23 protein-coding genes are annotated in these 25,730 nt (G+C 63.4%); 22 read left to right on the top strand and 1 reads right to left on the bottom strand.

Annotated elements, in window-relative coordinates; translation table 11 throughout:
- The first annotated feature begins 3 nt into the window (after positions 1-3).
- The 9 genes from RTP54_RS28490 to RTP54_RS28450 all read left to right on the top strand — a co-directional run bounded on the left by RTP54_RS28490 (position 4) and on the right by RTP54_RS28450 (position 9,614).
- Positions 4-1,629 carry a choline dehydrogenase gene (locus tag RTP54_RS28490; protein WP_312367260.1) on the top strand — a complete coding sequence of 542 codons (1,626 nt, stop codon included), beginning with the start codon at positions 4-6 and terminating at the stop codon, positions 1,627-1,629.
- Positions 1,630-1,641: 12 nt separating this feature from the next.
- Complete coding sequence (locus tag RTP54_RS28485) at positions 1,642-1,962, top strand: NIPSNAP family protein (RefSeq protein WP_112805761.1); 321 nt, start codon at positions 1,642-1,644, stop codon at positions 1,960-1,962.
- 106 nt (positions 1,963-2,068) lie between these two features.
- Positions 2,069-3,094, top strand: a complete 1,026-nt coding sequence (locus RTP54_RS28480) for a BMP family ABC transporter substrate-binding protein (protein ID WP_112815818.1) — start codon at positions 2,069-2,071, stop codon at positions 3,092-3,094.
- A gap of 123 nt (positions 3,095-3,217) precedes the next feature.
- Positions 3,218-4,798, top strand: coding sequence for an ATP-binding cassette domain-containing protein (locus RTP54_RS28475; RefSeq protein ID WP_312367257.1), 1,581 nt, complete (start codon positions 3,218-3,220; stop codon positions 4,796-4,798).
- Positions 4,795-5,832, top strand: coding sequence for an ABC transporter permease (locus RTP54_RS28470; RefSeq protein WP_112805763.1), 1,038 nt, complete (start codon positions 4,795-4,797; stop codon positions 5,830-5,832). Before RTP54_RS28475 ends, RTP54_RS28470 begins: the two co-directional genes overlap by 4 nt.
- On the top strand, positions 5,829-6,722 hold the full coding sequence (locus tag RTP54_RS28465) for an ABC transporter permease (protein ID WP_112815784.1): 894 nt from the start codon (positions 5,829-5,831) through the stop codon (positions 6,720-6,722). The genes RTP54_RS28470 and RTP54_RS28465 overlap by 4 nt, the downstream gene beginning before the upstream one ends.
- Positions 6,723-6,730: 8 nt before the next feature.
- The gene (locus RTP54_RS28460) at positions 6,731-7,156 is read left to right on the top strand and encodes a VOC family protein (protein ID WP_312367253.1); all 426 of its coding nucleotides are present in this window, start codon (positions 6,731-6,733) and stop codon (positions 7,154-7,156) included.
- Positions 7,153-8,091 carry a nucleoside hydrolase gene (locus tag RTP54_RS28455; RefSeq protein ID WP_312367251.1) on the top strand — a complete coding sequence of 313 codons (939 nt, stop codon included), beginning with the start codon at positions 7,153-7,155 and terminating at the stop codon, positions 8,089-8,091. Before RTP54_RS28460 ends, RTP54_RS28455 begins: the two co-directional genes overlap by 4 nt.
- Positions 8,088-9,614: an amidohydrolase gene (locus RTP54_RS28450; protein WP_312367249.1), complete on the top strand. Its 1,527-nt coding sequence runs from the start codon at positions 8,088-8,090 to the stop codon at positions 9,612-9,614. The genes RTP54_RS28455 and RTP54_RS28450 overlap by 4 nt, the downstream gene beginning before the upstream one ends.
- Positions 9,615-9,633: 19 nt before the next feature.
- On the opposite strand, the gene RTP54_RS28445 is transcribed toward RTP54_RS28450, so the two are convergent.
- Positions 9,634-10,533, bottom strand: a complete 900-nt coding sequence (locus tag RTP54_RS28445; RefSeq protein WP_112805773.1) for a LysR family transcriptional regulator — start codon at positions 10,531-10,533, stop codon at positions 9,634-9,636.
- A gap of 133 nt (positions 10,534-10,666) precedes the next feature.
- Here RTP54_RS28445 and RTP54_RS28440 point away from each other — a divergent pair, with 133 nt between their 5' ends.
- The 13 genes from RTP54_RS28440 to RTP54_RS28380 all read left to right on the top strand — a co-directional run bounded on the left by RTP54_RS28440 (position 10,667) and on the right by RTP54_RS28380 (position 25,625).
- A complete protein-coding gene (locus RTP54_RS28440; RefSeq protein ID WP_312367247.1) occupies positions 10,667-11,599 on the top strand; it encodes a VOC family protein in 933 nt (310 codons plus the stop codon).
- 155 nt (positions 11,600-11,754) lie between these two features.
- Positions 11,755-12,441 carry a hydrolase gene (locus tag RTP54_RS28435; protein WP_112815779.1) on the top strand — a complete coding sequence of 229 codons (687 nt, stop codon included), beginning with the start codon at positions 11,755-11,757 and terminating at the stop codon, positions 12,439-12,441.
- Positions 12,442-12,510: 69 nt separating this feature from the next.
- Positions 12,511-12,792, top strand: a complete 282-nt coding sequence (locus tag RTP54_RS28430; RefSeq protein WP_112805778.1) for a XapX domain-containing protein — start codon at positions 12,511-12,513, stop codon at positions 12,790-12,792.
- Entirely contained in the window at positions 12,792-14,774 is a 1,983-nt protein-coding gene (locus RTP54_RS28425) for an amidohydrolase (RefSeq protein WP_312367244.1), read from the top strand. Before RTP54_RS28430 ends, RTP54_RS28425 begins: the two co-directional genes overlap by 1 nt.
- A 193-nt stretch (positions 14,775-14,967) precedes the next feature.
- Positions 14,968-15,411, top strand: coding sequence for a DoxX family protein (locus RTP54_RS28420; protein WP_312367242.1), 444 nt, complete (start codon positions 14,968-14,970; stop codon positions 15,409-15,411).
- Entirely contained in the window at positions 15,408-17,012 is a 1,605-nt protein-coding gene (locus tag RTP54_RS28415; RefSeq protein WP_312367240.1) for an MFS transporter, read from the top strand. Before RTP54_RS28420 ends, RTP54_RS28415 begins: the two co-directional genes overlap by 4 nt.
- 166 nt (positions 17,013-17,178) lie before the next feature.
- Positions 17,179-18,015 (top strand): alpha/beta hydrolase, encoded by an 837-nt coding sequence (locus RTP54_RS28410; RefSeq protein WP_312367238.1) that lies wholly within the window; start codon positions 17,179-17,181, stop codon positions 18,013-18,015.
- 246 nt (positions 18,016-18,261) lie between these two features.
- Positions 18,262-18,729 (top strand): BA14K family protein, encoded by a 468-nt coding sequence (locus RTP54_RS28405; protein WP_312367236.1) that lies wholly within the window; start codon positions 18,262-18,264, stop codon positions 18,727-18,729.
- Positions 18,730-18,994: 265 nt separating this feature from the next.
- The gene (locus RTP54_RS28400) at positions 18,995-20,035 is read left to right on the top strand and encodes a LacI family DNA-binding transcriptional regulator (protein WP_162703241.1); all 1,041 of its coding nucleotides are present in this window, start codon (positions 18,995-18,997) and stop codon (positions 20,033-20,035) included.
- A gap of 261 nt (positions 20,036-20,296) precedes the next feature.
- Complete coding sequence (locus RTP54_RS28395) at positions 20,297-22,132, top strand: iron ABC transporter permease (protein ID WP_312367235.1); 1,836 nt, start codon at positions 20,297-20,299, stop codon at positions 22,130-22,132.
- Between the two features lie 45 nt (positions 22,133-22,177).
- Positions 22,178-23,407 (top strand): ABC transporter substrate-binding protein, encoded by a 1,230-nt coding sequence (locus RTP54_RS28390; protein WP_112815773.1) that lies wholly within the window; start codon positions 22,178-22,180, stop codon positions 23,405-23,407.
- A gap of 31 nt (positions 23,408-23,438) precedes the next feature.
- Positions 23,439-24,566, top strand: a complete 1,128-nt coding sequence (locus tag RTP54_RS28385) for an ABC transporter ATP-binding protein (RefSeq protein WP_312367234.1) — start codon at positions 23,439-23,441, stop codon at positions 24,564-24,566.
- 171 nt (positions 24,567-24,737) lie between these two features.
- Positions 24,738-25,625 (top strand): inositol monophosphatase, encoded by an 888-nt coding sequence (locus RTP54_RS28380; RefSeq protein ID WP_312367232.1) that lies wholly within the window; start codon positions 24,738-24,740, stop codon positions 25,623-25,625.
- Positions 25,626-25,730 lie beyond the last annotated feature (105 nt).

Raw genomic sequence — 25,730 nt, 5'->3', positions numbered from 1 at the left:
ACCATGGCATCGACCGCGGAATATGACTTTATCATCGTTGGCGCCGGTTCGGCCGGCTGCGTTCTTGCCAACCGCCTGTCGAAGAACCCGGCTAACCGCGTGCTTTTGATCGAGGCCGGCGGCAAGGATCGCAACCCGCTGTTCCGGTTGCCGATGCTGATGGGCAAGCTGTTCCATTCCGGCATCTACAACTGGCACTATCACACGGAGCCCGAACCCTATCTCGACGGCCGCTCGCTCTATTGGCCGCGCGGCAAGGTTCTGGGCGGGACCTCGACGATCAACGGCATGATCTATGTGCGCGGCAACCGCCACGACTATGATCGCTGGGCGCAGCTCGGCTTGCCCGGCTGGTCCTATGACGATGTGCTGCCGGCCTTCCGGCGCTCGGAAACCCATATTGAGCGCAAGGACGCGTTCCACAGCACCGAAGGCGAGCTCACCGTCTGCCGGGCGCGGGGCCACAATCCGCTGATGGACGTGTTCTGCGCGGCAGGCCTCGAGGCCGGTTATCCGGCGAATGACGACTTCAACGGCGCCACCCAGGAAGGGTTCGGCCGCTACGACTTCACCATCCGCAAGGGAAAGCGCTGGTCCACATCCTGGGCATTCCTGCGACCGGCGCTCGGCCGCAAGAACCTGACCGTCCTGACGGGCGCAGAGACGACCCGCATCATTATCGAACACGGTCGGGCCTGCGGTGTCGGCTATCTGAAGGACGGAAAGCCGGGGATCGTCAGGGCGGGCCGCGAGGTCGTCCTGTCTGCCGGCGTGGTCAATTCGCCAAAGGCGCTGCTCTTGTCCGGCATCGGGCCGGCAGACGAACTGGCGGCGCTCGGCATCAATCCTTTGCTCGACCTTCCCGGCGTCGGCAAGAACCTGCAGGACCACGTCGACTGCGTCATGAGCTGGGAATGCCGCGAGCCGGTCACGCTGTTTGGCGACCTTCGTGCCGACAAGCTCATTCCGGCCGTCGCGCAAGGCATGCTGTTCGGCGAGGGCATCACGACGACATTCCCCTATGAGGCCGGCGCTTTCGTGCGCTCGAACGACGGACTGGTCTCCCCCGATATCCAGCTGCATTTCATGCCGGCGCTCGAAAAGACAGCCAACCTGCATTTTCCCAATCCCTTCGCCAAGAAGCGGGCGGTGGAGGCCGATCACGGCTTCACCATCCGGGTCGGTCCCGTCAACCCGGCAAGCCGCGGCGAGATCACGCTGCGGTCGGCCAACCCGACCGACAAGCCGAAGATCCAGGCCAACTATCTGCAATCCGATTTCGACATCCGTACGATGATCGACGGCATCCGGTTGACGCGCGACATCGTCGGGCAGAAGGCGTTCGATCGTTACCGCGGCAAGGAACTGGCGCCCGGGCCGGAAGCGCTCGACGACGCTTCGCTGACCCGCTGGTTGCGCGCCACGGCGATGACGACGTTCCATCCTGTTGGAACCGCCAAGATGGGCAACGATCCGATGGCCGTGGTGGATGCTCAGCTCAAGGTGCATGGCATCGAGGGCCTGCGTGTCGCCGACGCGTCGATCATGCCGATCATCGCCAGCGGCAACACCAATGCGCCCGCCATCATGATCGGCGAGAAATGCGCCGAATTCATCCTGAACAGCTAAGGGAGTGATCCGATGATCCTCGAACACCGCACCTATACGTTCAAGCCCGGAACGGTCGACAGGTGGATGAAGAAATACGAGGCCGATGGCCTGCCGGTGCAGAAGCGCCATCTCAACACCTTCGTCGGCCTTTATGTCTCCGAACTCGGCACGCTCCACACCACCGTTTTGATGTGGGCCTATGACAGCCTTGCCGACCGCGAGGCCCGCCGCTCGGCCATGTATGCCGACCCGGATTGGCAGAAATTCATCTCCGAGGTCTGGGCGCTCGACGCCATCCAGAAGCAGGAGGTGATGATCATGAACCCGGCATCCTATTCGCCACCGCTTTGACACGACCGGGCGCGCGCCGGGATGCGCGCGTCTGCAGCAATGGCATGACACGACACAACCAACAAAAGAGGGAACGATCATGACTGACAAGGCATCGCAACACATCATGCATCGCCGCACATTCCTGCAGGCAAGCGCCGGCGCAGCAGCGCTTGGCCTTGCAGCCAGCATCGTGCCGGAATTCGCCAGGGCATCCGGCGGGCTGGTCGCGCTGGTCCACACGCAGGCCGCCGGCGACAACGGGCCGGTCGACCAGATGATCGCCAAGCTCAAGCAGCTTGCGGAAGAAAAGGGCTTCGAGCACCGCGCCATCTACGCGCAGGACCCGGCGACCTACGAGACCATCTACCGCACGCTCGGCGACGCCGGTGCCCAGATCATCATTTCCACCTTCAACGAAGTGGCCGAGCCCTTCAAGGCGCTGGCGCCGTCCTACCCCAACACCAAATGGATCCAGCTGTTCGCCGACCCCTTCGAGCCGGCGATCCCGAACGTGGTGACGGTATCCTACGACTACTATCTCGGCTGCTATCTCTCCGGCGTCTTTGCCGCCAAGATGACGACGACGGGCAAGACCGGCTTCATCGGCGGCGTTTCGATCCCGCCGCTCAACGCCGATTTCAACGCGTTCAAGGCCGGCGTGCACTCGATCAAGCCGGATGCCAGCGTCATCGCCGCTTTTGCCGGCTCGTTCCAGGACCCGGCCAAGGGCCAGGAGATCGCCACCCAGATGTACAATGACGGCATCGACTATATCCAGACCGATGCTGCCGCCACCGATGGCGGCATCATTGCCGCCGCCAATGAAAAGGAAGGCCGCATGGTGAGCTGCCTGGCGCCGGGACAATTCGCCCTCGGCCCCAAGTCGCTCATCTCCATCGTCGGGCTGGATTTCGGCGTCTCGCTCTATAACGAGGCCGGCAAGGCCGTCGGTTCGGACTGGAAGGGCGGCGTGCACGAGCACACCGGCCTTGGCACCGGCGTCATCGACTTCATTCCTTCGCCGGTCTTCGCCGAACAGGGACCGGCGGAACTGAACGCCAGGGCGAAGGAGGCGCTTGTCGAAGTCGACAAGGCGCGCGCCGGTATTCTGGACGGCTCGATCAAGGTGCCCTTCAACACCACGCTCTGAGCCGCTGGCGCCGGCTCGTCGGGCCGGCGCGGTCTTTTCTTAATGGAAGGCCGCCGGACGTTTGCGGATCGTCCTCGTTCCTGTGGGTGATCCGCGAACCCACGCTCTCGATGGGAACCCATGATGTCGAATGCTTCGAAACCCGCGCTGGAGTGCCGTGATGTCACCGTGAAATTCGGCGACGTCACGGCGTTATCAGACATTGCCGTTTCGTTTGTCCCCGGCCAGATCCACGCGGTCGTCGGCCAGAATGGCGCTGGCAAGACGACCTTCGCCCGCGTCGCCGCGGGCCTCGTTCAGCCAAGCGCCGGGGCCGTCTACGTGACGGGTGAGGAGATCCGCACCGGCCATGTCGACCAGAGCCGGGCCGCGGGCGTGGAGCTGGTGCATCAGAGTTTTGCCCTGCCACCCTCCTTCACCGTCGCCGAGGCGATGGAGTTCGGCGCGACGGGCAAAGGTGGCATCTACAGCCGCAAGGGCCTTGTCGAAAAATGGCGCGCGCATCTGGCCAGTCTCGACGTACAGGTCGACCTCAACAGACGCATCCGCGACCTGCCGATCGAGACGCAGCAGGGCATCGAGATCGCGCGAGCGCTGGTCATGGATGCACGCGTGCTGATCCTCGACGAGCCGACCGCGGTGCTGTCTCCCTCCGGCATCGACATGCTGTTTGCCCGCGTCCGCCGTCTGAAGGAACGCGGCGTGACCGTCATCCTCATCCTGCACAAGATCCGCGAAGTGCTGGGGATCGCCGATACGGTCACGGTTCTGCGTGGCGGCCGCAAAGTCGAGGGGCCGCTGCCGATCACAGAGGTTTCGGCCGAAAGGCTCGCCAACCTGATCGTCGGCGACGCGATTGCAAGGACGCTCGACCGCCACGAGCGCGATGCGCTGGTCGGGACGACATCGCCGGTGGGCGAGGGCGCCGGTCATCTCGAACATAAGACCGCTTCAAGCGTGCTCTCCATGAAAGCCGTTTCGACGCGCCCTGATAACGAGGGCATCGCGCTCAATGGCATCGACCTGGAAATTCGCCCCGGAGAGATCGTCGGCATAGCCGGCGTCGAAGGCAACGGACAGAAGACGCTGGTGCGCGCGATTTCCGCGCTCGCTGATCTCGCGAACGGTTCCATCCGGCTCGCGGGTGAAGACGTGACGGGCAAGCCGCTTGCCGCACGTCGCGCGATCGGCCTCAGGATCATTCCCTTCGAGCGCAACGTGGAGGGCCTCAGCCTCACCAGTTCGCTCTGGCAGAACTGGAGCGCGAGGGAGCTGCTGCAGGGCAGTTTGCTCAAGCTGATCCGCCCCGCCGCCGTTCGCGAAGCCTGCGACCGGTCGCTGAAGGAATGGAGCGTCAGCTATCACAATTCGGCTCAGAAGGCCGGGTCTCTGTCGGGTGGCAACGCCCAGAAAGTGATCCTCGCACGCGAGGTCGACAGCCAAGCCAGGCTGATCATCGCCGCCCAGCCGACACGGGGTCTTGATATCGGCGCCACCGCCTTCGTGTGGCAGGCGCTCAGGCAGGCCCGCGATCGCGGCGCCGCCATCCTGTTGATCTCGTCGGATCTCGACGAGCTGTTCGACATCTCGGACCGTGTCGTGGTGATGCTGTCGGGGCGTGTGAACGGCGAATTCCGCGCGCCCTTCGATATTGCTTCGGTCGGGGCGGCCATGACCGATGCGGCTGCGAGGACAAGCGCATGAAAGACAGTCTTCTCACGGTAGCCCGCAGCCTCGTTTTCGTCGTCTTCGCGCTCGTCCTGTGCGCGCTGGTGTTTCAGTTCGCCGGCTACAATGCCCTGACCATGCTTTGGGCGGTGGCTGATGGCGCCTTCCTGCGCAGCGGCGCGATCGAGCAGAGCCTCAGATGGGCATTGCCCCTGTTCATCACCGCCGTCGGCGTCGGGATTTCCTTCCGTGCGGGTTTCTTCAATATCGGCGCCCAGGGCCAGTTCTATGTCGGCGCGATCTGCGCGGCCTTCGCCGCGGAAGCGTTCAAGGGCGGGCCGGCGTTTCTCGTCATCCCTGCGCTCATCCTCTCGGGCATGCTCGGCGGCGCGCTCTGGGCGCTCTGGCCGGGACTGCTCAGGCTGCGCTCCGGAACGGACGAGGTCATCACCACGCTGATGGGCAATTTCATGGCCGGCCTGCTTTTGGTCTATGTCACATCGGGCCCGCTCAAGGATCCCTCAGGGTCCGGCCAGCAGGCGTCGAGCCGTCCGCTCGATGCCGCCTATCGCATCTCGGACTCGCTTGGGCTGTCGCCGACCATCATCGCCATCGCTGCCGCCGTCGGCATCCTGATGTGGCTCCTGGTCAACCGCACCGCCTTCGGGGTTCTCGCAAGCCTTGCCGGCCGCAACGGCACCATGGTGGAGTGGCAGGGCGCCAGGCTCTGGAAGCTCGGCCTTTCGAGCTTCCTCATCTCGGGCGCACTCGCCGGGCTTGCCGGAACCATCGAGTTCATGGGGCCGAACGGCCGTATCGCATCCGGCTTCCTGCCTGCCCACGGCTTCACGGCGATCCTGATCGCGCTGGTCGCCAATCTCTCGGTGCTCGGCACGGCTGCGGCCGCGGTGTTCTTCGGCGGCCTTGCCTCGGCGGCGCTTTATCTGCCGATCATGGCCGGGCTGCCGGCTGCGGCGATCGACATCATCAACGCGGCGATCGCGCTGTTCATCACCGCGAGATCGAAATTCGTCGACAGGGTGCTGCGTCTCGGAGGGCGGCCGCAATGAACGAGATCATCATCGCCATCTTGCGCTCCGGCACACCGCTGATCTACGTCACCCTTGCCGGCGTCATCGCGCAGCGGGCAGGGGTGTGGAACCTCGGCCTGGAGGGCCTGATGATCATCGGCGCCTGCGCCACGATCGTCGGCATCATGTTGACCAACTCCATCGTCGCCGCTCTCCTTATCGCCATCCTGATGTGCGTGGCTGCTTCCGTCCTCCTCTGGTTCGTGATCGACAGGCTCAAGGCCAATCCGATCATCGCCGGCCTCGGGCTGACAGGCCTTGGCGTCGGCGGAACGGCGCTGGCCGTCCAGTCGATCTTCGGAAGCCAGGCAAGTGTAACGGCGCCTTTCGGCCTTCCCAAGCTCGGTCCGGCCTTCGGCGCCTATGGCGTGCTGTCGATCTCGGTCGCCGCCATGCCGTTCGTCGTCTTCGGCATGTGGGTGCTTTTGCGCCGCACCCGCTTCGGCCTCAGGCTTGCAGCCTGCGGCGAACATCCCTTCGCGGCCCGCAGCGTCGGGGCCAACCCGTCACGCATGCGCCTGGTGGCGCTTGCGATCGGCGGTGTGCTCTGCGCCATCGGCGGGGCGGAACTTGCTGCAGGGAGCCTGCAATTCTTTGCGCAAGGCATGACGGCGGGGCGCGGCTTCATGGCGTTCGCGGCTGTCATCTTCGGCGCCTCCCATCCGGTCGGGGCCACCTTCGCCGCCCTGTTTTTCGCCGTTGTCGGCGCGCTGGGGATCCGGGCGCAATTGATGTTCGGCGACAAGATCCCGCACGACCTGCTGCAGGCGCTGCCCTATCTCGCCACCGTCTTCGGGGTCTGGCTTTCCGGCAAACTGCGCGGCGGCGCCAAGGCCGCCAGCTCCTTTGCCGAACTGAAGGATCAGTAGGAGACACCATGACCTTTGCCCAGCGCCATCCGATCCAGGACATCTGCATCCTGGTCACAGATCTCGATGCCTCGATCCGCTTCTACACCGAAAAGCTCGGCTTCGAACTCAAGCATCACGCGCCCGGCTTTGCCGATTTCACCGGCGCCGGGCTGACGCTCGCACTTTGGGAGCGCTCCCATATCGAGAAACATGCCGATGTGCGTGTGCCCAAGGGGTCGGCATCGGCGGTGCTTGTGGCGGTGCGGCTCGATGATCCCGCCGAGATCGATGCTCTCTACGCCGAACTCGAGGGCGACGGCGTTACCTTCCTCAATCCTCCGGCCGACTACCCCTGGAATGCCCGGTGCCTCTATTTCCACGGCCCGGATGGCGAAACCTGGGAACTCTACGCCTGGCTCGATGGCGGCGCGCCCGGCAAGGTGACCTCATGACCCGCAAGCTCATCATCCTCACCGATCCCGGCCAGGACCAGGCGGCCGCCATCCTGATGATCCTCGGCCAGCGCCAGGCCTTCGATGTGCTCGGGCTCGTTGCCACCGCCGGCAACATCAACCTCGATCATACGATCGCCAACTGCCTGAAGCTGATGGAGCTGGCTGGTCGACCGGATATTCCGGTCTTTGCAGGTTGCCCGCATCCGATCCTCCGTCCGCTTGTCATGGCCGAACACGTGCATGGCCCGACTGGCCTCGACGGTCCGGACCTGCCTGAGCCGAAGATCGAGCCCCAAGAAAAGCACGGCGTCGATTTCATCATCGATACGGTGCGCGCTCATCCCGGCGAGATCACCATCTGCTCGCTGTCGCCGGTGACCAATCTCGCGATGGCCCTGCGCAAGGCCCCCGACATTGCCGGCAAGATCCACGAGGTCGTCGCCATGCTCGGCGCCTATTTCGAGGTCGGCAACATCACGCCGACGGCGGAGTTCAACTGCTATGTGGATCCCGAAGCCGCCGACATCGTGCTGAGGGCCGGCATCAAGACCACGCTGCTGCCGCTGGACGTGACGCATAAAATGCGCTCGACGCCGGAACGGCTCGGCGCCATGCGTGCGCTTGGCAACCGCTGCGGCGTTGCGACCGCCGAAATGCTGGAATTCTCCGAGGCCTTCGATCTCAGGAAATATGGCTGGGACGGCGCGCCGCTGCACGGACCGTGCGTGCCGGCCTTCATGATGGCGCCGGAGATGTTTTCGGGCCGGCAGATCAACGTCTCCGTTGAACTGAGCGGCACGCTGACGTCGGGCATGACGGTTGCCGACTGGTGGCAGATTACCGACCGGCCGAAGAACGTATTCTATGTCACGGACGGCGATCCGGTCGCCTATTACGATCTGCTCCTGACATCGCTGGAGAACCTGCCATGAGCCAAATCCTGATCCGCAACGCGACGATCGTGGCGATGGATCGCGGCCACGGCACGACGCCGTTTGCCGGCGATGTGCTGGTCGAAGGCGGGACGATCAAGGCGATCGGCGAGGCGCTCGTTGCCGGCCCCGACGCCCGGATCATCGACGGGCGCGGCAAGCTGGTGATGCCGGGGCTCGTCAACGCCCACACCCATTCGAGCGAGACGTTTCTGCGCGGTCGCTACGAGCGCATGCCGCTCGAAATCTGGCTGCTCTATGCCTATCCGCTGCTGATGAACGATGCGATCGGCGAACGGCTGCTCTATCTGCGCAGCCTGCTGCTGGCGATGGAATCGCTGCGCACCGGGGTCACCACCTTCTGCGACGATTTCTTCGACCCGCCGCGCCACGATCTCGATCGCCTTGCAACTGTTTTCCGCGCCTATGACGATGCCGGCATTCGCGCCAATGTCTCAAGCGCGGTGATGAACGTCCACACGCTCGATGCGCTGCCGTTTGCCCGCGAGGTGATGCCGGCCGAGCTGCAGGCGCTTCTCGATTTCGGCGCGCCGATGACGGCGAGCGCCTATATCGAATATTGCCGCTCGGCCTTTTCCAGCCTGCACGGCAGATCCGGCCGGCTGAATTTCATGATCGCGCCCTCGGCGCCGCAGCGCTGCTCGCCGGATCTGATGGCGGCGTGCATGGACCTTGCGGTCGAAAAGCACGTGCCCTTCCACACCCATATTCTGGAGACCAAGACGCAGGCCGTGACCGGCCACAGGCTGCACGGCAAATCGCTGATAGCCTACATGCACGATCTCGGCCTGTTGAAGCGCAACACGACGATTGCTCATTCGGTCTGGGTCAGCGACGAGGACATGCGGCTGATGGGGGAGGCCGGTGTCTCGGTTGCCCACAATGCCGTCTCGAACCTGAAGCTCGGTGCCGGCATCGCGCCGGTCCGCCGCCTGCTCGATGCCGGGGTGACGGTCGGGCTGGGAACCGACGGTGTTTCTTCGAACGATACGTCCCGTATCTTCGACGTCATGCGCGTCGCCGGCCTCGTGCACAGTGCTGCCGGACCCGACTACGAGGGCTGGTTGGCGGCGGATGAGATCCTTGCCATGGCCACCATCGGCGGTGCGAAGACTGCCATGCTGGAGGAGGCGACCGGTTCGCTGGAGGTCGGCAAGGCTGCAGACCTCCTGATCCTCGACCTTCGCAGCTATCCCTTCATGCCGCTTAATGACGTCGCCAAGCACCTGGTCTATTCCGAAAACGGCTCTTCGATCGAGACCGTGATGGTCGCAGGCCGGATCGTGATGGAAAACCGGCGCCTGACCACTGTCGATGAACAGGCCATCTTCGACGAGATCGCCGAGCTGGTGCCGGCCTATCTGGCCGAACACGCCGAACTCGAGCGCCGCAACAGAATTTTCGAGCCGGTCATGGCGGAAATCCACCGCCGTGCCACCCGCACCGATATCGGTCTCAACCGGTATCAGGGAGACGGCGTCGACGTCCATCGCCGGGCCTGAGCGGTCGACACCGTCGGGGTCAATGAACGGGGATGACGACGCTCAGGATCTGCTTTTCGAAGAACTTCGAGAATGAGGCGATGCGCGGCGGCAGCGCCTGGTAGGGCGGATAATAAAGCGTCAGCCACAGATCCTGCGGCGCCCATCCCTTGAAGGCATGAACGAGGCGCCCGGTGCGCAGATGTTCGGCGATATGAAAGCCGGGAAGCAGCGCGACGCCCGCCCCGTCTGCCGCCATGTCGGCAAGGATCTCGCCGCTATTGGCGCTGAAGGCGCGGCCTGCCGAGATGGTCACCGATGAGCCGCCGTCCGAGAGCACCCAGCTTTCCCGTCGGCTCTCGCCGCTATAGGCGAGGCACTCTTCGGGGGTGAGCTCGCCGGGATGGCTGAGGCCGGCGCAGCGGCTGCCGGGCGCGGCCACCAGGATGCGCGGTATGGCGCAGATTTTCCGCCAGATGGTGAACTTGTCCGAGGGCTGAGAGGAGATGCGGATCGCCAGGTCGTAATCGTCGTTGACGATGTTGACGAGCCCGTCCGAAAGCACGACCTCGAATGAGATCCTCGGATAGAGTTCCTTGAAGCCTGAGATGATCGTCGGCAGGAAAGTCTTTCCGAGCCAGGTCGGCGCGCTGATCCTCAGCCGCCCTTCATCCGTCTTGTGGGTGTTCATGACGTCGCGCCGCGCGCTTTCGAGTGTCTCCATCGCGGGCTGGATCTGGGCCGCGAAAATCGCGCCGTCCGTCGTCAGCGACACCTGCCTGGTCGTTCGAACGAACAACTGGACACCCAGATCGGCTTCAAGTGCTGCGATCGCCCGGGTCACTGCCGCCGGCGTCATGTCGAGTTCACGGGCGACCTGCGCGAAATTTCTCTTTTCGGCGGCCATCAGGAAAGTGCGGAGCGCTTTGTAGTCGTTCATCTCATTATTTCAAAAATCGCAATTCATTCGAAAGTAATATTGCAATTCCGCCTCGTCGGCAATCTGCGTAGGTTTGTTTTCAGCAACAGACACCGGACGAACCGCCCGGAGAAAACGCAAGGAAACAACGGCCATGATCAAGGATATCAAGGGACTGCACCATGTGACGTCCATGGCGTCGGACGCCAGGCGGAACAATGCTTTCTTCACCGACACGCTCGGCCTCAGGCGGGTGAAGAAGACGGTCAATTTCGATGAGCCGAGCATCTACCATCTTTATTACGGCGACGAGACCGGTGCTGCCGGCACGGTGATGACCTATTTCCCGTTCGATCAGATGATGCGCGGCCGCCCGGGCGTTGGCGAAGTGGGCGAGACGCAGTTCTCTGTTCCCAAGGGCTCGCTTGCCTACTGGAAGGATCGCCTGGTGTCGCAGGGTGTCGCTGGCATCAAGACCGATACGATCTTCGGTGCCAACCGCCTGCGGTTCTCCGGCCCGGATGGTGACGGACTGGCACTGGTCGAAAAGGCCGATGACGGGCGTTCCGCCTGGACCGCCGGCGGCGTGCCTGATGATGCAGCCATCCGCGGCTTTGCCGGCGCCAGATTGAGCCTGCATGACACGGCAGCCATGGAGGAGCTTCTCGGTTTCATGGGCTATGAGCGCGCTGAAAAAGACGACAACGTCACAAGGCTGGTGATCCCCAACGGCAACGGCGCCGACACGATCGATCTCGAAGCGCTGCCGCAGACGACGTTCGCACGGCAGGGGGCGGGCTCCGTCCACCACATCGCTTTTGCCGTCGATGACCGTGCAGCACAGCTCGAGGTTCGAAAGGCACTGATGGATACCGGCTACCAGGTCACGCCGGTCATTGACCGCGACTATTTCTGGGCGATCTACTTCCGCACCCCTGGCGGCGTATTGTTCGAAATCGCGACCAACGAGCCCGGCTTCAACCGTGACGAGGACACCGCCCATCTTGGTCAGGCGCTGAAGCTGCCGCAACGCTACGAACCCTTGCGCGACCGGATCGAGGCCGGCCTCGTGCCGCTCGCGGCCTGAAAGTCGAATTGCCTGCGGGCCGGCTCTGGCCGCCCGCAATTCCAATACCTGAAGACCTGTCGCAGTAAGCCCGTAAACACAGTCTCCGACAGGTCGCGCCTATTCAGCTTAAAACCCGCCGCCAGACGGCACATCACGCACGAAGGAGAGACCCAATGTCCAAGCTCGAAGTCCTGACCCCGCAGAACAGCCAGCTCATCTTCATCGACCAGCAGCCGCAGATGGCCTTCGGCGTCCAGTCGATCGATCGCCAGACGCTGAAGAACAACGTCGTCGGCCTCGCCAAGGCGGCGAAAATCTTCAACATTCCGACGACGATCACGTCGGTCGAGACCGACAGTTTCTCCGGCAACACCTATCCCGAACTGCTCGGCGTCTTCCCTGAAAACGACATTCTCGAGCGCACCTCGATGAACTCGTGGGACGATCAGAACGTGCGCGACGCGCTGGCGAAAGGCGCGGCCGACGGCCGCAAGAAGATCGTCGTCTCGGGCCTGTGGACCGAGGTCTGCAACACCACCTTCGCACTCTCGTGCCTCAACGATACCGACTACGAAATCTACATGGTGGCCGATGCCTCGGGCGGCACGTCTCTCGACGCACACAAATATGCGATGGACCGCATGGTGCAGGCCGGCGTCATCCCGGTCACCTGGCAACAGGTGCTGCTCGAATGGCAGCGGGACTGGGCGCGCAAGGAAACCTACGACGCCGTGACCGGCCTGGTGAAGGAGCATTCCGGCGCCTACGGCATGGGCATCGATTATGCGGTCACCCATGTCCACGGCGGCGCTGAGCGCGTCAGCCACGGCAAGCGGATTGGTCCCAACCCCGCCAAGTAACGATCGCCTCTCGGCCCGGCAGGCTGTCTCCGCCGGGCCGATCTGTTCATCACCACGCGAGGTTACCCCATGAAAGTCTATCTTCTGTCTCTCGGTGCCGGCCTGCTGGTGGGGGTGATCTACAGCCTCCTGAACGTGCGCTCGCCCGCGCCCCCTGTCGTCGCACTCATCGGCCTGCTCGGAATTCTGGTCGGCGAGCAACTCGTGCCCTTGGCAAAGAGCGTCTGGGCGCGCGAGCCGGCTGCTCTGTCCTGGCTTCACCAGGTCAAGCCGCATATGTTCGGTCATCTGCCGAAAGGCGGCGCGAATGTCGCCGCAGCTGTCAAGCATTCGCAGGAGGACAAAAGCTGATGACGACGCGTCGAACCTTTCTGGGTGCGGCGACGAGCCTTGCCTTTCCCAGCCTGTTTTCACCCGTGAACGCCGCCGACCCCAGCAAGCCCGGAGCCGATTCCATGCACGCCGATACCATTCTTCATAGCGGATTGATCACCACGCTCGACAGCGCCAATCCGAACGCCACCGCGATCGCCATCAAGGACGGCCTGTTCCTGAAGGTCGGCAGCGATCGTGAGGTCATGGCGCTGGCGGGGCCGAGGACCAAAATCATCGATCTGAAAGGCAAGCGCGTGATGCCGGGGTTGATCGACAACCATACCCACGTGGTGCGGGGCGGGCTGAACTACAACATGGAGCTGCGCTGGGACGGTGTTCGCAGCCTCGCCGACGCGATGGACATGCTGAAGCGCCAGGTGGCGATCACGCCCGCACCGCAATGGGTGCGGGTCGTCGGTGGTTTCACCGAGCACCAGTTCGCCGAAAAGCGCCTGCCGACCATCGAGGAGATCAACGCGGTAGCGCCCGATACGCCGGTGTTCCTCCTGCACCTCTACGACCGCGCGCTCTTGAACGGCGCAGCCCTTCGCGCCGTCGGCTACACCAGGGACACGCCGAACCCGCCGGGCGGCGAAATCACCCGCGACGCCAACGGCAATCCGACCGGCATGCTGCTCGCCAAGCCCAATGCGGGCATCCTCTATTCGACGCTTGCCAAGGGCCCGAAGCTGCCTTTCGACTACCAGGTCAATTCCACCCGCCATTTCATGCGCGAGCTCAACCGGCTGGGCATCACCGGCGTCATCGACGCCGGCGGCGGCTTCCAGAACTATCCCGACGACTATGCCGTCATCCAGAAGCTCTCCGACGAAGACCAACTGACCGTTCGCCTCGCCTACAATCTCTTCACCCAGAAGCCGAAGGAGGAAAAGCAGGATTTCCTCAACTGGACGCAGTCGGTCAAGTACAAGCAGGGCAACGACTACTTCCGCCACAACGGTGCCGGCGAGATGCTGGTATTCTCCGCTGCGGACTTCGAGGATTTTCGCCAACCCCGGCCGGAGATGGGGCCGGAAATGGAGGGCGAATTGGAGGGGGTCGTCCGGGTGCTCGCCGAAAACCGCTGGCCCTGGCGGCTGCACGCCACCTATGACGAAACCATCACCCGCGCGCTCGACGTCTTCGAGAAGGTCAACAAGGATATTCCGCTCGAAGGGCTGAACTGGTTCTTCGACCATGCCGAAACCATCTCGGAGCGCTCGATCGACCGCATCGCCGCGCTGGGCGGCGGTATCGCCACCCAGCACCGCATGGCCTATCAGGGCGAGTACTTCGTCGAGCGCTACGGTCACGGCGTTGCCGAGGCGACGCCGCCGATCAAGCGCATGCTCGAAAAGGGCGTCAACGTCTCGGCCGGCACGGATGCGACGCGCGTCGCCTCCTACAACCCTTGGGTCTCGCTGTCCTGGATGGTCACCGGCAAGACCGTCGGCGGCATGCAGCTCTATCCCCGCGCCAATTGCCTCGACCGCGAGACGGCGCTGCGCATGTGGACAGAAAAAGTGACGTGGTTTTCCAACGAGGAAGGCAAGAAGGGCCGGATCGAGGAGGGGCAGTTCGCCGATCTCGTCGTACCGGACAAGGACTTCTTCTCCTGCGCCGAGGACGAGATCTCCTTCCTGACCGCCGAGCTCACCATGGTGGGCGGCAAGATCGTCTACGGTGCCGGTATCTTCAAGGCGCTCGACGAGAATGACGTGCCGCCGGCCATGCCTGAGTGGTCGCCCGTCAGGGCCTACGGCGGATACGCCGCCTGGGGCGAACCGGAAGGGGCGGGCAAGCGCTCCCTCCGTCGAACAGCCATCTCCACTTGCGGCTGCGCCAGCGACTGCGGTGTGCATGGCCACGACCATGCCGGTGCCTGGACGTCGAAACTGCCGATCGCCGATCTCAAGGGCTTCTTCGGCGCGCTCGGCTGCTCCTGCTGGGCGGTTTGAGGCGCGGCACCTTCATCAAGCTTGGGCCGGGCAGCGGATCGCTGCCCGTCCTGTCAGCGTTACTGTTGCGAAATTCGCAATTAAATCGAAACTATTACTGCAATTGTTCGCGGCGATGGCCCCGGGCAACATGATCTCCATCAGACGAACGCACCGCCGCTCCTGCCGAGCGGCGAAGATCGCAGGAGCAGACATGACCGATCGTTATCTTCCCATCCCCGGTCCCGGCGGGCTTCTCGGCCGGCTAACCCGGTCACCCGTCACGCGGACGACAGCGCTTCTCGCCCTTTGCGCGGCCTATATCCAGGGGCCGCTCACCAAGATCTTCGATTTCAACGGCGCCATTGCCGAGATGGAGCATTTTGGTCTTTATCCGGCAGGCCCGTTCGCAGTTGCCGTCATTGTGTTCGAGCTCACTGCCTCGGCCATGGTTCTCTCCGGTTTCCTGCGTTGGCTGGGTGCGCTGGCGCTCGCCGTCTTCACTCTTCTCGCGACCTTCATCGCCCTGCGCTTCTGGGAGCTTGCGCCGGGCATGGAGCGGACGATGGCGGCCAATGCCTTTTTCGAGCACCTTGGCCTTGCCGGCGCGTTCGTCCTCGTAGCGACACTCGATATCACCAAGGGAGCGCGCAAATGAGCACCTCGAAATCCTCAGGCGGCAGCTTCGCTCCGCTCCGCCAACCCGTTTTTGCAGTCCTGTGGACGGCAACGGTGCTTGGAAACACTGGCAGCTTCATGCGCGACGTCGCCAGCTCCTGGCTGATGACCGACCTTTCGGCAGCCCCCGCCGCCGTCGCCATGGTGCAGGCGGCCGGTACCTTGCCGATCTTCCTGCTGGCAATTCCGGCCGGCGTTCTCTCCGATATCCTCGACCGGCGAAAATTCCTCATCGCCATCCAGCTTCTGCTGGCCTCAGTCAGCATCACCCTGATGACATTGTCGCATATGGGCCTGCTGTCGGTCAGCGCGCTGATCGCGCTGACGTTCCTTGGCGGCATCGGCGCGGCGCTGATGGGCCCGACCTGGCAGGCGATCGTTCCAGAACTCGTGCCGCGCGAGGACGTGAAGAGCGCGGTTGCCCTCAATTCGCTCGGCATCAACATCGCCCGCTCCATCGGTCCGGCTGCAGGCGGGTTGCTGCTTGCCGCCTTCGGCGCTGCCGTCACCTATGGCGCCGACGTCGCGAGCTACATCCTGGTCATTGCGGCGCTGGTCTGGTGGCCGCGCGCGAAAAATGCGGACGATGCGCTTTCGGAAGGGTTCTTCGGGGCTTTCCGGGCGGGGCTGCGCTATACTCGCGCCAGCCGGCCGTTGCATGTGGTGCAGCTACGCGCGGCGATCTTCTTCGCCTTCGCCAGCGCCGTCTGGGCGCTGCTGCCGCTGGTGGCGCGCCAGCTGCTCGGTGGCGACGCCAGTTTCTACGGTATCCTGCTCGGCTCGGTCGGTGCCGGTGCGATCGCCGGTGCGCTCGTCATGCCGCGGCTGCGCCAGCAATTCGGCGCCGACGGCCTGCTGCTCGGCTCCGCGCTGGTGACGGCAGTAGTGATGGCGGCATTGTCGCTGGCCCCGCCGCAATGGCTGGCGGTCGTCATCCTGCTCTTTCTCGGCGCGGCCTGGATCACCGCTCTGACGACCCTCAATGGCGCCGCCCAGGCGATCCTGCCGAACTGGGTGCGGGGGCGCGGTCTTGCCGTCTATCTCACCGTCTTCAACGGCGCGATGACGGCCGGCAGTCTCGGCTGGGGCGCCATCGGCGAGGTCGCCGGCGTCTCGGGCACCCTGCTGATCGGCGCTGCCGGCCTGTTCGTCGCCGGGCTGGTCATGCACCGGGTCAAACTGCCGGCCGGCGATGCCGATCTCGTGCCGTCGAACCATTGGCCGGAGCCGCTCGTCGCCGAACCTGTCCCGCATGATCGCGGTCCGGTGCTGATCCTGATCGAGTACCAGGTCGAAAAACAGCACCGCGCCGAATTCCTGCATGCGCTCGATGAACTGTCGCAGGAGCGCCGCCGCGACGGTGCCTACGGCTGGGGCGTGACCGAGGATTCGGCCGACCCGGAGAAGATGGTCGAGTGGTTCATGGTCGAATCCTGGGCGGAACATCTGAGGCAGCACAAGCGTGTGTCGCAGGCCGACGCCGATCTCCAGGGCAAGGCGCTTGCCTATCATTCCGGCGCAGAGAAGCCTGTCGTCAGGCACTTCCTGTCGATCAATCGGCCGGGTAAAGTGCCGGCGTGACCCATTGGAGGCGGCCATGTGCCGCCTTCCATTCATTGCAGAATTCGCAATTCAGTCGACACTATTGTTGCAATTGAAGACATTCTTTTCTCGGTCCAATATCCCTGCATAGACAGACGCAGTGCCAGCCAACCAATCATCATCCAGACAATCAAAGGAGGAAGCCATGGGCTTCGTGACCACCGCAGACGGCGTCGAAATCTTCTACAAGGATTGGGGGCCGAAGGACGCCCAGCCGATCATGTTCCATCACGGCTGGCCGCTCAGCGCCGACGATTGGGACGGGCAAATGCTGTTCTTCCTGTCCAAGGGATACCGGGTGGTGGCGCACGACCGCCGTGGCCATGGACGTTCGTCGCAGGTCTCGGATGGCCACGATATGGATCATTACGCCGCCGATGCCTTTGCAGTCGTCGAGGCGCTCGATCTGAAGAATGCCGTCCATATCGGCCATTCGACCGGTGGCGGCGAGGTCGCCCGGTATGTTGCCAAACACGGCGAGCCTTCGGGCCGCGTTGCCAAGGCCGTTCTGGTCTCGGCGGTGCCGCCGCTGATGCTGAAGACGGCGGCGAACCCCGAGGGCCTGCCGATCGAGGTCTTCGACGGATTTCGCGCAGCACTCGCTGCCAACAGGGCGCAGTTCTTCCGTGACGTTCCCGCCGGTCCGTTCTACGGCTTCAACCGCGACGGCGCGACGGCGCTGGAGGGCGTGATACAGAATTGGTGGCGGCAGGGCATGATGGGCAGCGCCAAGGCCCATTACGAGGGTATCAAGGCCTTTTCCGAAACCGACCAGACGGGGGACCTGAAGGCTATCAGCGTGCCGACGCTGGTGCTGCATGGTGACGACGACCAGATCGTTCCGATCGCCGATGCGGCGCTGAAATCGATCAAGCTGCTGAAAAACGGCACGCTGAAGACCTATCCAGGCTTCGGCCATGGCATGCTGACGATCAATGCCGACGTGCTCAACAACGACCTGCTCGCCTTCATCAGGGGCTGACGCCGACCTGGCATGGATGCGGCGGACACCGCCGCATCCACCGATGCGCCACCGCGCGCACGGGCGGGGACCCTGTCGTGAACGATCGCCAGAAAGGCCCCGGTGAGACCACGCCCTTTCCCGCCGATGCATAATCTCTCAACGCGAGCCCGGTTTTGGGGTAGAATTATCGCGCGACTTAAAGGGCTGCAGTGTCCTTTGCGCGCCGATATCGACGTGTGGCGCTGCAGAGGGAAGGTGAAGCCAATGAAAAGATGTGCAATTGTTGCTCTTTCTCTGGCGGCTGCGCTGACAGGCTGTCCGTCAGCCATGGCGTTTCCGCCAAGTTCCGCGCCTCTGATTGAGGCGCCACAAGCCCAGCTGGTTGATTACAGGCATTATGGCGGCTATGGCGGCGGCTACTACCACGGGCACCATCACGGTGGCGGCGATGATTGGGCCTGGGCACTCGGTGGCCTTGCGGCCGGCGCCGTGATCGGCGGGCTTTTGGCACAACCCCGCTATTACGGTCCCAGTTACTACGAGCCGGATTATTACGGTCCCACCTACTACCGCCCGCGCTACTATGCGCCGCGTGCCTATCGTCAGGTCTATTATGGCGGTAACGCGCATGTGCGCTGGTGCTACGCGCGCTACCGCTCCTACAGGGCTGGAGACAATTCGTTCCAGCCCTATTACGGCCCGCGGCAGGCATGCGTCTCGCCCTATTATTGAACGGGCGCAGGTGATCGTTCGCGCGTCCTTGCCCGGGCCCGAGCTCCGGGGAGGGCGGTGCGGGAGGACGGGTCATTTTTCGACGCGCGCATGGCACGCGCCGCAGTCGCAAGCGTGAATGTGAGCGGGCGCGGGCCGACTTTGGCGTTGCCGGGATCTCTTATGTGCCGGCGGGTTGCCGCCAGAGGGCTGCCGGGGCGGCCAGATTGACATTGCCCATTCAGAATCCCTAAGGGTGTTGCATTGTCTGTCCAGGGAAGTCCCGATGAAAACGAAGCCGCCAGGCCCTCGCAGCCGCAAGGAGCCCTCTCAAGCTTTCGTCACCGCACAGGATGTGGCTGACCTGGCAGGCGTGTCGCGCGCGGCGGTATCGCGCACGTTTACCGATGGGGCCAGCGTCTCGAAAGAGACGCGCGAGCGCGTCGTGCGTGCGGCCGAGGCGCTCGGATACCGGGTCAACCGGCTGGCGCAATCGCTGAGCGGCGGCAACTCCAATCTGGTTGGCATCGTGGTTGCCAACATGAGCAGCCCCCATATGTCCCATCAGTTGGACCAGCTCAGCGGCGCGCTTCTGCGGCGTGGCATGCAATCGTTGTTGCTCAACGCTTCGGCGATATCGCAGGATATCTCCCAGCTACTCGAACTCATTCTGGAATTCCGGGTTCGGGCGGTGGTGATCCTGTCGGGGACACCCCCGGAGGCCATCATCGAGGAGTGCATGAGCAACAATGTCCGCATGGTGCTGGTCGACCGCAGCCACCACGACGATGTGGACAATATCGTCAGCGACGACGCCGAGGGCGCGCGGCTGGCCGCCGACAGGCTGATCGCCGCCGGCTGCACGCAGGTCGCCGTCGTCAGCGCCCGCAAGACGTCGAGCCAGTTTCGTCGCCGGACGGAGTTCATTGCCCAGATGCAGAAAGCGGGAATCAAGACGATCGCCTGGTCGATGGAAGAGCCCAGCTATGACGCCGGCAAGCGTGCCGGATTCGAGCTGCTTGGAAACGGCGGCGTCGATGGCGTGTTCTGCGTCACGGATCTGCTGGCGCTCGGGATGCTGGACGCCGCCCGCGTCCTTTCCAAATCCGTTCCCCATGACGTCAGCGTGATCGGCTTCGATGATATCCCCCAAGCGAGCTGGGAGGCCTACCAGCTGACGACCATCAGGCGAAAGCAGAATGCGATCGCCGCCGCCATCCTCGAGGCTATAGAGCGCGAGGATGCAGCCGGCGTTCCGCTTCACTGCTCCATTCCGGTGGAGCTGATCGAGCGGCGAACCGCCAGAACGGTTTCCGAGCGGGACTGATCCGACCTTTTGCGCCGGATCGCTTACGCAGTTTTGCAACCGCGTACATTGCTGCGTCAAAAAATACGCAAAATATCACGCACATAACCCAATTTCTTGGAATTAAATTCTCAAAAGTTCCGCAAAATACGGTAAATCGCACGACTGTTCGTGTTCTTCGATCCTGATCGTTGACAGTTTTTGCAATCGCGTACATTCTTCGTGCCGAGGCGGCCAAGGGGGATACGCGGCTGCCGCGGCACTGCATATTTGGAGGGGAGCATGCTCGACCAGCAAGCAATGGTGCGGGGCGACAGCGGCCGGGTGATGTCCGGCCTCATCGCGCTACGCTTTTGGTTTTCCAGGGTTTCCGTAGAGAAATGGCTCGGCCTTGCGCTGATGCTCGCCCTGCTCGCGCTGATCGTCGTTCCGCTCGCGGAGCTGCTGCGGGAGACGTTCACGGTCCAGCAATACGACCGCATTTACCTGCCGGGCGCCAAAGTCGGCGACTTCACGCTCTTCCACTATGAGCGCGTGTTCAACAGCCCGTTGTCCATGGCGCTTTTCTTCAAGCCCTTCCTGAATTCGCTGATCACCGCGTTTGCGGCTACGGCTGTTTGCCTGGCTCTTGGCGGCACCCTTGCGTGGCTGGTGGTGCGCACCGACATCCCGTTCCGCAAGACCCTGCATACGCTGGTGATGATCCCGTACATGCTGCCGTCCTGGGTGATGGCACTCGGATGGCTCATCTTTTTCAAGAACGAGCGCATCGGCGGCTCGCCGGGCGTCTTTGCCTATTTGACGGGCGTCCAGCCGCCGGACTGGCTTGCCTATGGCGCCGTCCCGATCGTCATCTGCCTTTCGCTCCACTACTACGTCTACGCCTACCTCACCGTGTCGACGTCGATCGCCAATGTCGACAGCCAGCTTGAGGAGGCTGGCGCCATGGCCGGCCTGTCGCGGCGCAAGCAATTGCTGATGATCACCGTGCCGTTGCTGCTGCCGGCGATCGGCTCGGCCGTGGTGATGACCTTCATTCGCGTCGTTGGTTCATTCGGCACGCCGGCGGTGCTCGGCATGCCCGTGCGCTTTTACGTCCTGCCGACGCAGATCTATGCGGCCATCGGCATGCGCAATATCGGCGACGGCTTCCTGCTCGCCCTCGTTCTCGTGCTGCTCGCGGGTCTGTTCATCTACGTCAACCAGCGGCTGATCGGGGTGCGCAAAAGCTTCGTGACCCTGACCGGCAAGGGGTTCCGCACGCGCACCACGCCGCTTGGCCTGTGGCGTTGGCCGGCGCTCACCCTGATCGGTCTTCTGCTCCTGGTTTCCGTCGTCTTCCCGCTCGGGCTGCTCGTCCTGCAGTCGCTGATCAAGCAGGTCGGCAACTATGACCTCACCAACCTGACGCTCTACTACTGGATCGGCGGCAACTCCGAAGGCATGGCCATCAACCAGCCCTCGCTCGTCGACAACGCCGATATCATCGCGTCGACCTGGAACAGCCTGCGTCTGTCGTTCTTCGCAGCACTTGGCGCAGGGTTCTTCGGGGCACTGATCAGCTACGTCGTCGTTCGCACCCGGGGATCGTTCGGCTCGCGAGCGCTCGAGACGATCGCCTTCATGCCCTACATCTTTCCGGCACTCGCCTTCGGTGCGATCTATATCGGCCTGTTCGCACGGCCCATCGGCCCGCTGCCGGCGCTCTATGGCACGTTCACCCTGCTGGTTCTGATCTGCACGGTGAAGATGCTGCCGATCATTACCCGGACCAGCATCTCGACCCTGCTCCAGCTCGACAAATCGCTGGAGGAGGCGGCGCAGGTGCAGGGCATCGGCTGGGTCAAGCGCATGACCCGCATCGTCGTTCCGATCATCGCCAGCGGATTGCTCTCCGGCATGCTGCTCGCCTTCGTCAGCGTCATGCGGGAACTGTCGCTGATCATCCTACTGGTCACGCCGTCGACGAACGTTTTGGCGGGTGCAATCTACAACTATCAGATCGGAGGGCTGGAACAGCTGGTCGGCGTCGCCTCGACCTTGCTCGTCGTCCTCGTCATCTCGATCAACTTCATCGCCCGTGCCATCGCACGAAAAGCCAAGATCGACGTGATCTGAGCTCAAGCGATTACAGAGACTGAACGCCAAATTGGGAGACTTGGCATGCGTTTGAAAGCAAAACACCTGACACTCTTGCTGGGCATCGGCCTGGCTTCGGCCACGGCCACCAGTGCCCTGGCCCAGAGTTCGCCGGAGTTCGAGGCCTGGCTGAAAGCATCGAAGCTCGGTGCTCACCAGGGCGAGGAAAACTGGGACGAGATCGTTGCCGCTGCGAAGAAGGAGGGCGCGCTGACCGTCTATTCCTCCGCGACGACGATGACGGCCGCCGGCGAGGATTTCGCCAAGGCCTATCCCGAGATCAAGGTGCAGGTGTTTCCGCTCGGCTCCGAAAAGACCATCGAGAAGGTGCTGAGCGAGCATCAGGCCGGCATCTTTGCCGTCGACGTGGTCTATTCCGGCGGCACCCAGCAGATGGTGTACGACCTGCTGCCGAACAACAACATCGTCAATTACGTGCCGGGTTACCTGAAGGATCGCATCGACGAGAAGTTTCGCGAGCCGCTTCTGACGCAGAACATCGAGGCCTTCGCCATCACCTACAACGGCGAGGTGAACGCCACCCCGCCTATAAAGAACATCTGGGAGCTGACGGAGCCGAAGTGGAAGGGGCGCTTCATCATGAAGGCGCCGATCGGCTCGGCCACGACGACGACGGCGCTGGCCGCCTTCATCGAGCGCTCCGACGAGCTGGACAAGGCCTATGAGGCCTATGCCGGCAAGAAGATCGAGCTGTCCGAAGGCGTCGAGAATGCGGGCTACGAGTTTCTGCACCGGGTGCTCGCCAACGATGTCGTGATCCAGTCGAACAGCGGCAAGCTCGCCGAGGCTTCGGGCAAGGCCGGTCAGAAGACACCGCCGATCACGCTCGCGCCGATGGCCTATCTGACCCGCAACGACACCGACGGCTACGTCAACGTCCCGGCCTACGACCTCGTCCCGTCCGGCATCGTCACCTACCCCAACTTCGTCGCCGTGGGCGGCCAGGCGCCGCATCCGAACGCCGCCAAGCTCTTCATCGCCTTCATGATGGGATCGAAGGATCTCAACAAGGACGCGCAGTTGAAGGCGCCGTTCCGCGAAGGGGACGCCGGCAAGCTGCTCCAGGGCATGGGTCCGTTCTTCCGGATCGGAACCTTCTCGCCGCGCAACGACGTGCCGATGCCGCCGAATGGCGAGCGCTGGCCGACGGCTACGAAATGGCAGGCATCCCCGGAGTTCGTTCGCGACAATGTCGCCAAGCTGAACGACTTCTGGCTTTCGCGCGCAAACTAAGATGAAGCGGCCCAACCCTGGGGGATCCTCGATGAACGAGATTGAGCTGAGGTCTGTTACCAAGACCTACGGAGGTCACCTGGCGATCCCAGGGCTCGACCTGGACGTCGCGAAAGGCAGTTTCGTGACATTGCTGGGTCCCTCGGGTTGCGGCAAGACCACAACGTTGCGCATTATCGCCGGGCTGGAGCAGGCTTCTGCCGGCCGACTGTCGCTCGGCGGGCGGTGCGTCTATTCCAGTGAAGACGGCATCTTCGTGCCGCCGGAAAAGCGCGGCCTGGGCTTCATCTTTCAGAGCTATGCCCTGTGGCCCAACATGAAGGTGGCGCGCAACATCACCCTGGCGCTCACCGAGGCGCGCATGCCCGCAACCGAGGTCAACAGCAGGCTCGAGGATGCGCTCTCGAAAGTGCAGCTGAAGGGCCTGGAAGATCGCTATCCGTCCGAACTCTCGGGCGGGCAGCAGCAGCGCGTGGCGGTCGCACGATTGATTGCCGCCCGCAATTCGATCCTGTTGATGGACGAGCCGCTGTCGAACCTCGACGCCAAGCTGCGCACCGAAATGCGCAAGGAGCTGAAGAGGCTGCATGCGGAGCTGGATGCGACGACGATCTATGTCACCCACGATCAGGTCGAAGCGTTGACCATGTCGGACGTGATCGTGGTGATGAAGGACGGCAAGATCGCGCAGCAGGGCACGCCGCACCAATTGTATCACGAACCGGCCAACCTGTTCGTCGCCGAGTTTATCGGCGACCCGAAGATCAACATCCTTCCCGGTCACGTCGGTGGCGACGCGCGCGGGCCGCGGGCGATGTTTGCCGACTTCAGCATGCCGCTCGACGAGGGCGTCGACGTCGATGGTCCGGTGACCTTTGCCATCAGACCTGAGCATGTCGAAATCCACACAAGGCCGGCTGCGGGGGCCGTTGCGGCTGTCGTCGACATCGTGCAGCCGATGGGCTCGCAGACGATCATTTCCTTGATGGTGCATGGCCACCCCATCACCGCCCTGATCCCGAAATTCGCGCAGGATCTCGGGCAAAGGGAGGTCTGGATCTCCTTCAATCCGGAGCACATCCTGGTCTTCGACAGGGATCAGCGCCTGTGCGCAAGGCGCAAGACGGTGGCGCTGCGCAGCTACGGCGTCATTCCCTAGCCGGCGGCGGACGAAGTCCAAATCAGGCGTCAAGGGACATGATCTCCGTCATGTCCGTCGCACGCTGAAGGCCAGGCTTCCACTGGCCCTAACACAACGGTTCTGCCGCTGGGCAGTCCATTCAGGCCGCAGGCACTCCTGCGACCTCTGCCCAACAACGGGAACATGGCTATGATTTTTTCCACCGGCGACGCTCTTTCCGTCGTGCACATCATGCGCGAGGTTGCGCGAACGGAGATCCTGCCGAGCTGGCGCAATCTGTCACCAGGCGCTGTCCGGTTCAAATCGTCGATCCACGATATCGTCACGGATGCCGACGAGGCCGCCGAAAGGGCCATCAGCGAGAAGCTGCGGGCGCGTTTTCCGGGCGCGACCGTCATCGGCGAGGAGGCAAGTGCTGCCAATCCGGCGCTGCTTGAGCGCATTTGCGAAGCCGAGTTCGCCTTCATCGTCGACCCGATCGACGGCACCAAGAATTTCTCGGCCGGGCTGCCGCTCTTCGGCGTCATCGTCGCGATCGCCGTCAAGGGCGAGGTGGTCGCCGGTTTCATTCTCGACCCGGTCGGCGACGACGTCGCCATCGCCCTGCGCGGCGAGGGGGCCTGGATCGAAATGCCCGATGGCCGGCGCAACGACCTGCATGTGGCGCAAGCCGCACCCCTGCACGATATGGTCGGTTGTGTCGCCTGGCACCAGCTGATCGGCACGACGAAGACGACGCTCTTGAGCAACCTTGCCAAGGTCCGGGCGGCCCCGAGCTATCGCTGCGGGGCGCATGAGTACCGGATGATCGCAGCCGGGCACTATCATTTCCTGCTCCAGGGCAAGATCATGCCGTGGGACCATGCCGCCGGCTGGCTGATCCACCGCGAGGCCGGCGGCTTTGCCGCGCGGCTGGACGGCTCGCCCTACAACGCCGCGACCCATAGCGGCGGCATTCTGTGCGCGCCGGACGAAGACAGCTGGCATCTGTTGCAGAGCGCACTCTTCGATGCGTCGGCAGACAACCGCCCCGTGTCGCCGACCGAACTCGGCGGGCTGAAAAGCAGGCGGCGATGAGACGCCCCCGGCCATACCGATGTCGGCTGCTTGCCTGCCCGGTTGGCGGTCTGTGCGTCGCGCGCCCTGCGCCAAACCGACACCTGCATGCAGACGCTTCGTCCG

This window comes from Ensifer sp., from assembly GCF_031989085.1.
Classification (GTDB): domain Bacteria; phylum Pseudomonadota; class Alphaproteobacteria; order Rhizobiales; family Rhizobiaceae; genus Ensifer.
This window is presented reverse-complemented; position numbering and strand designations above follow the sequence as displayed.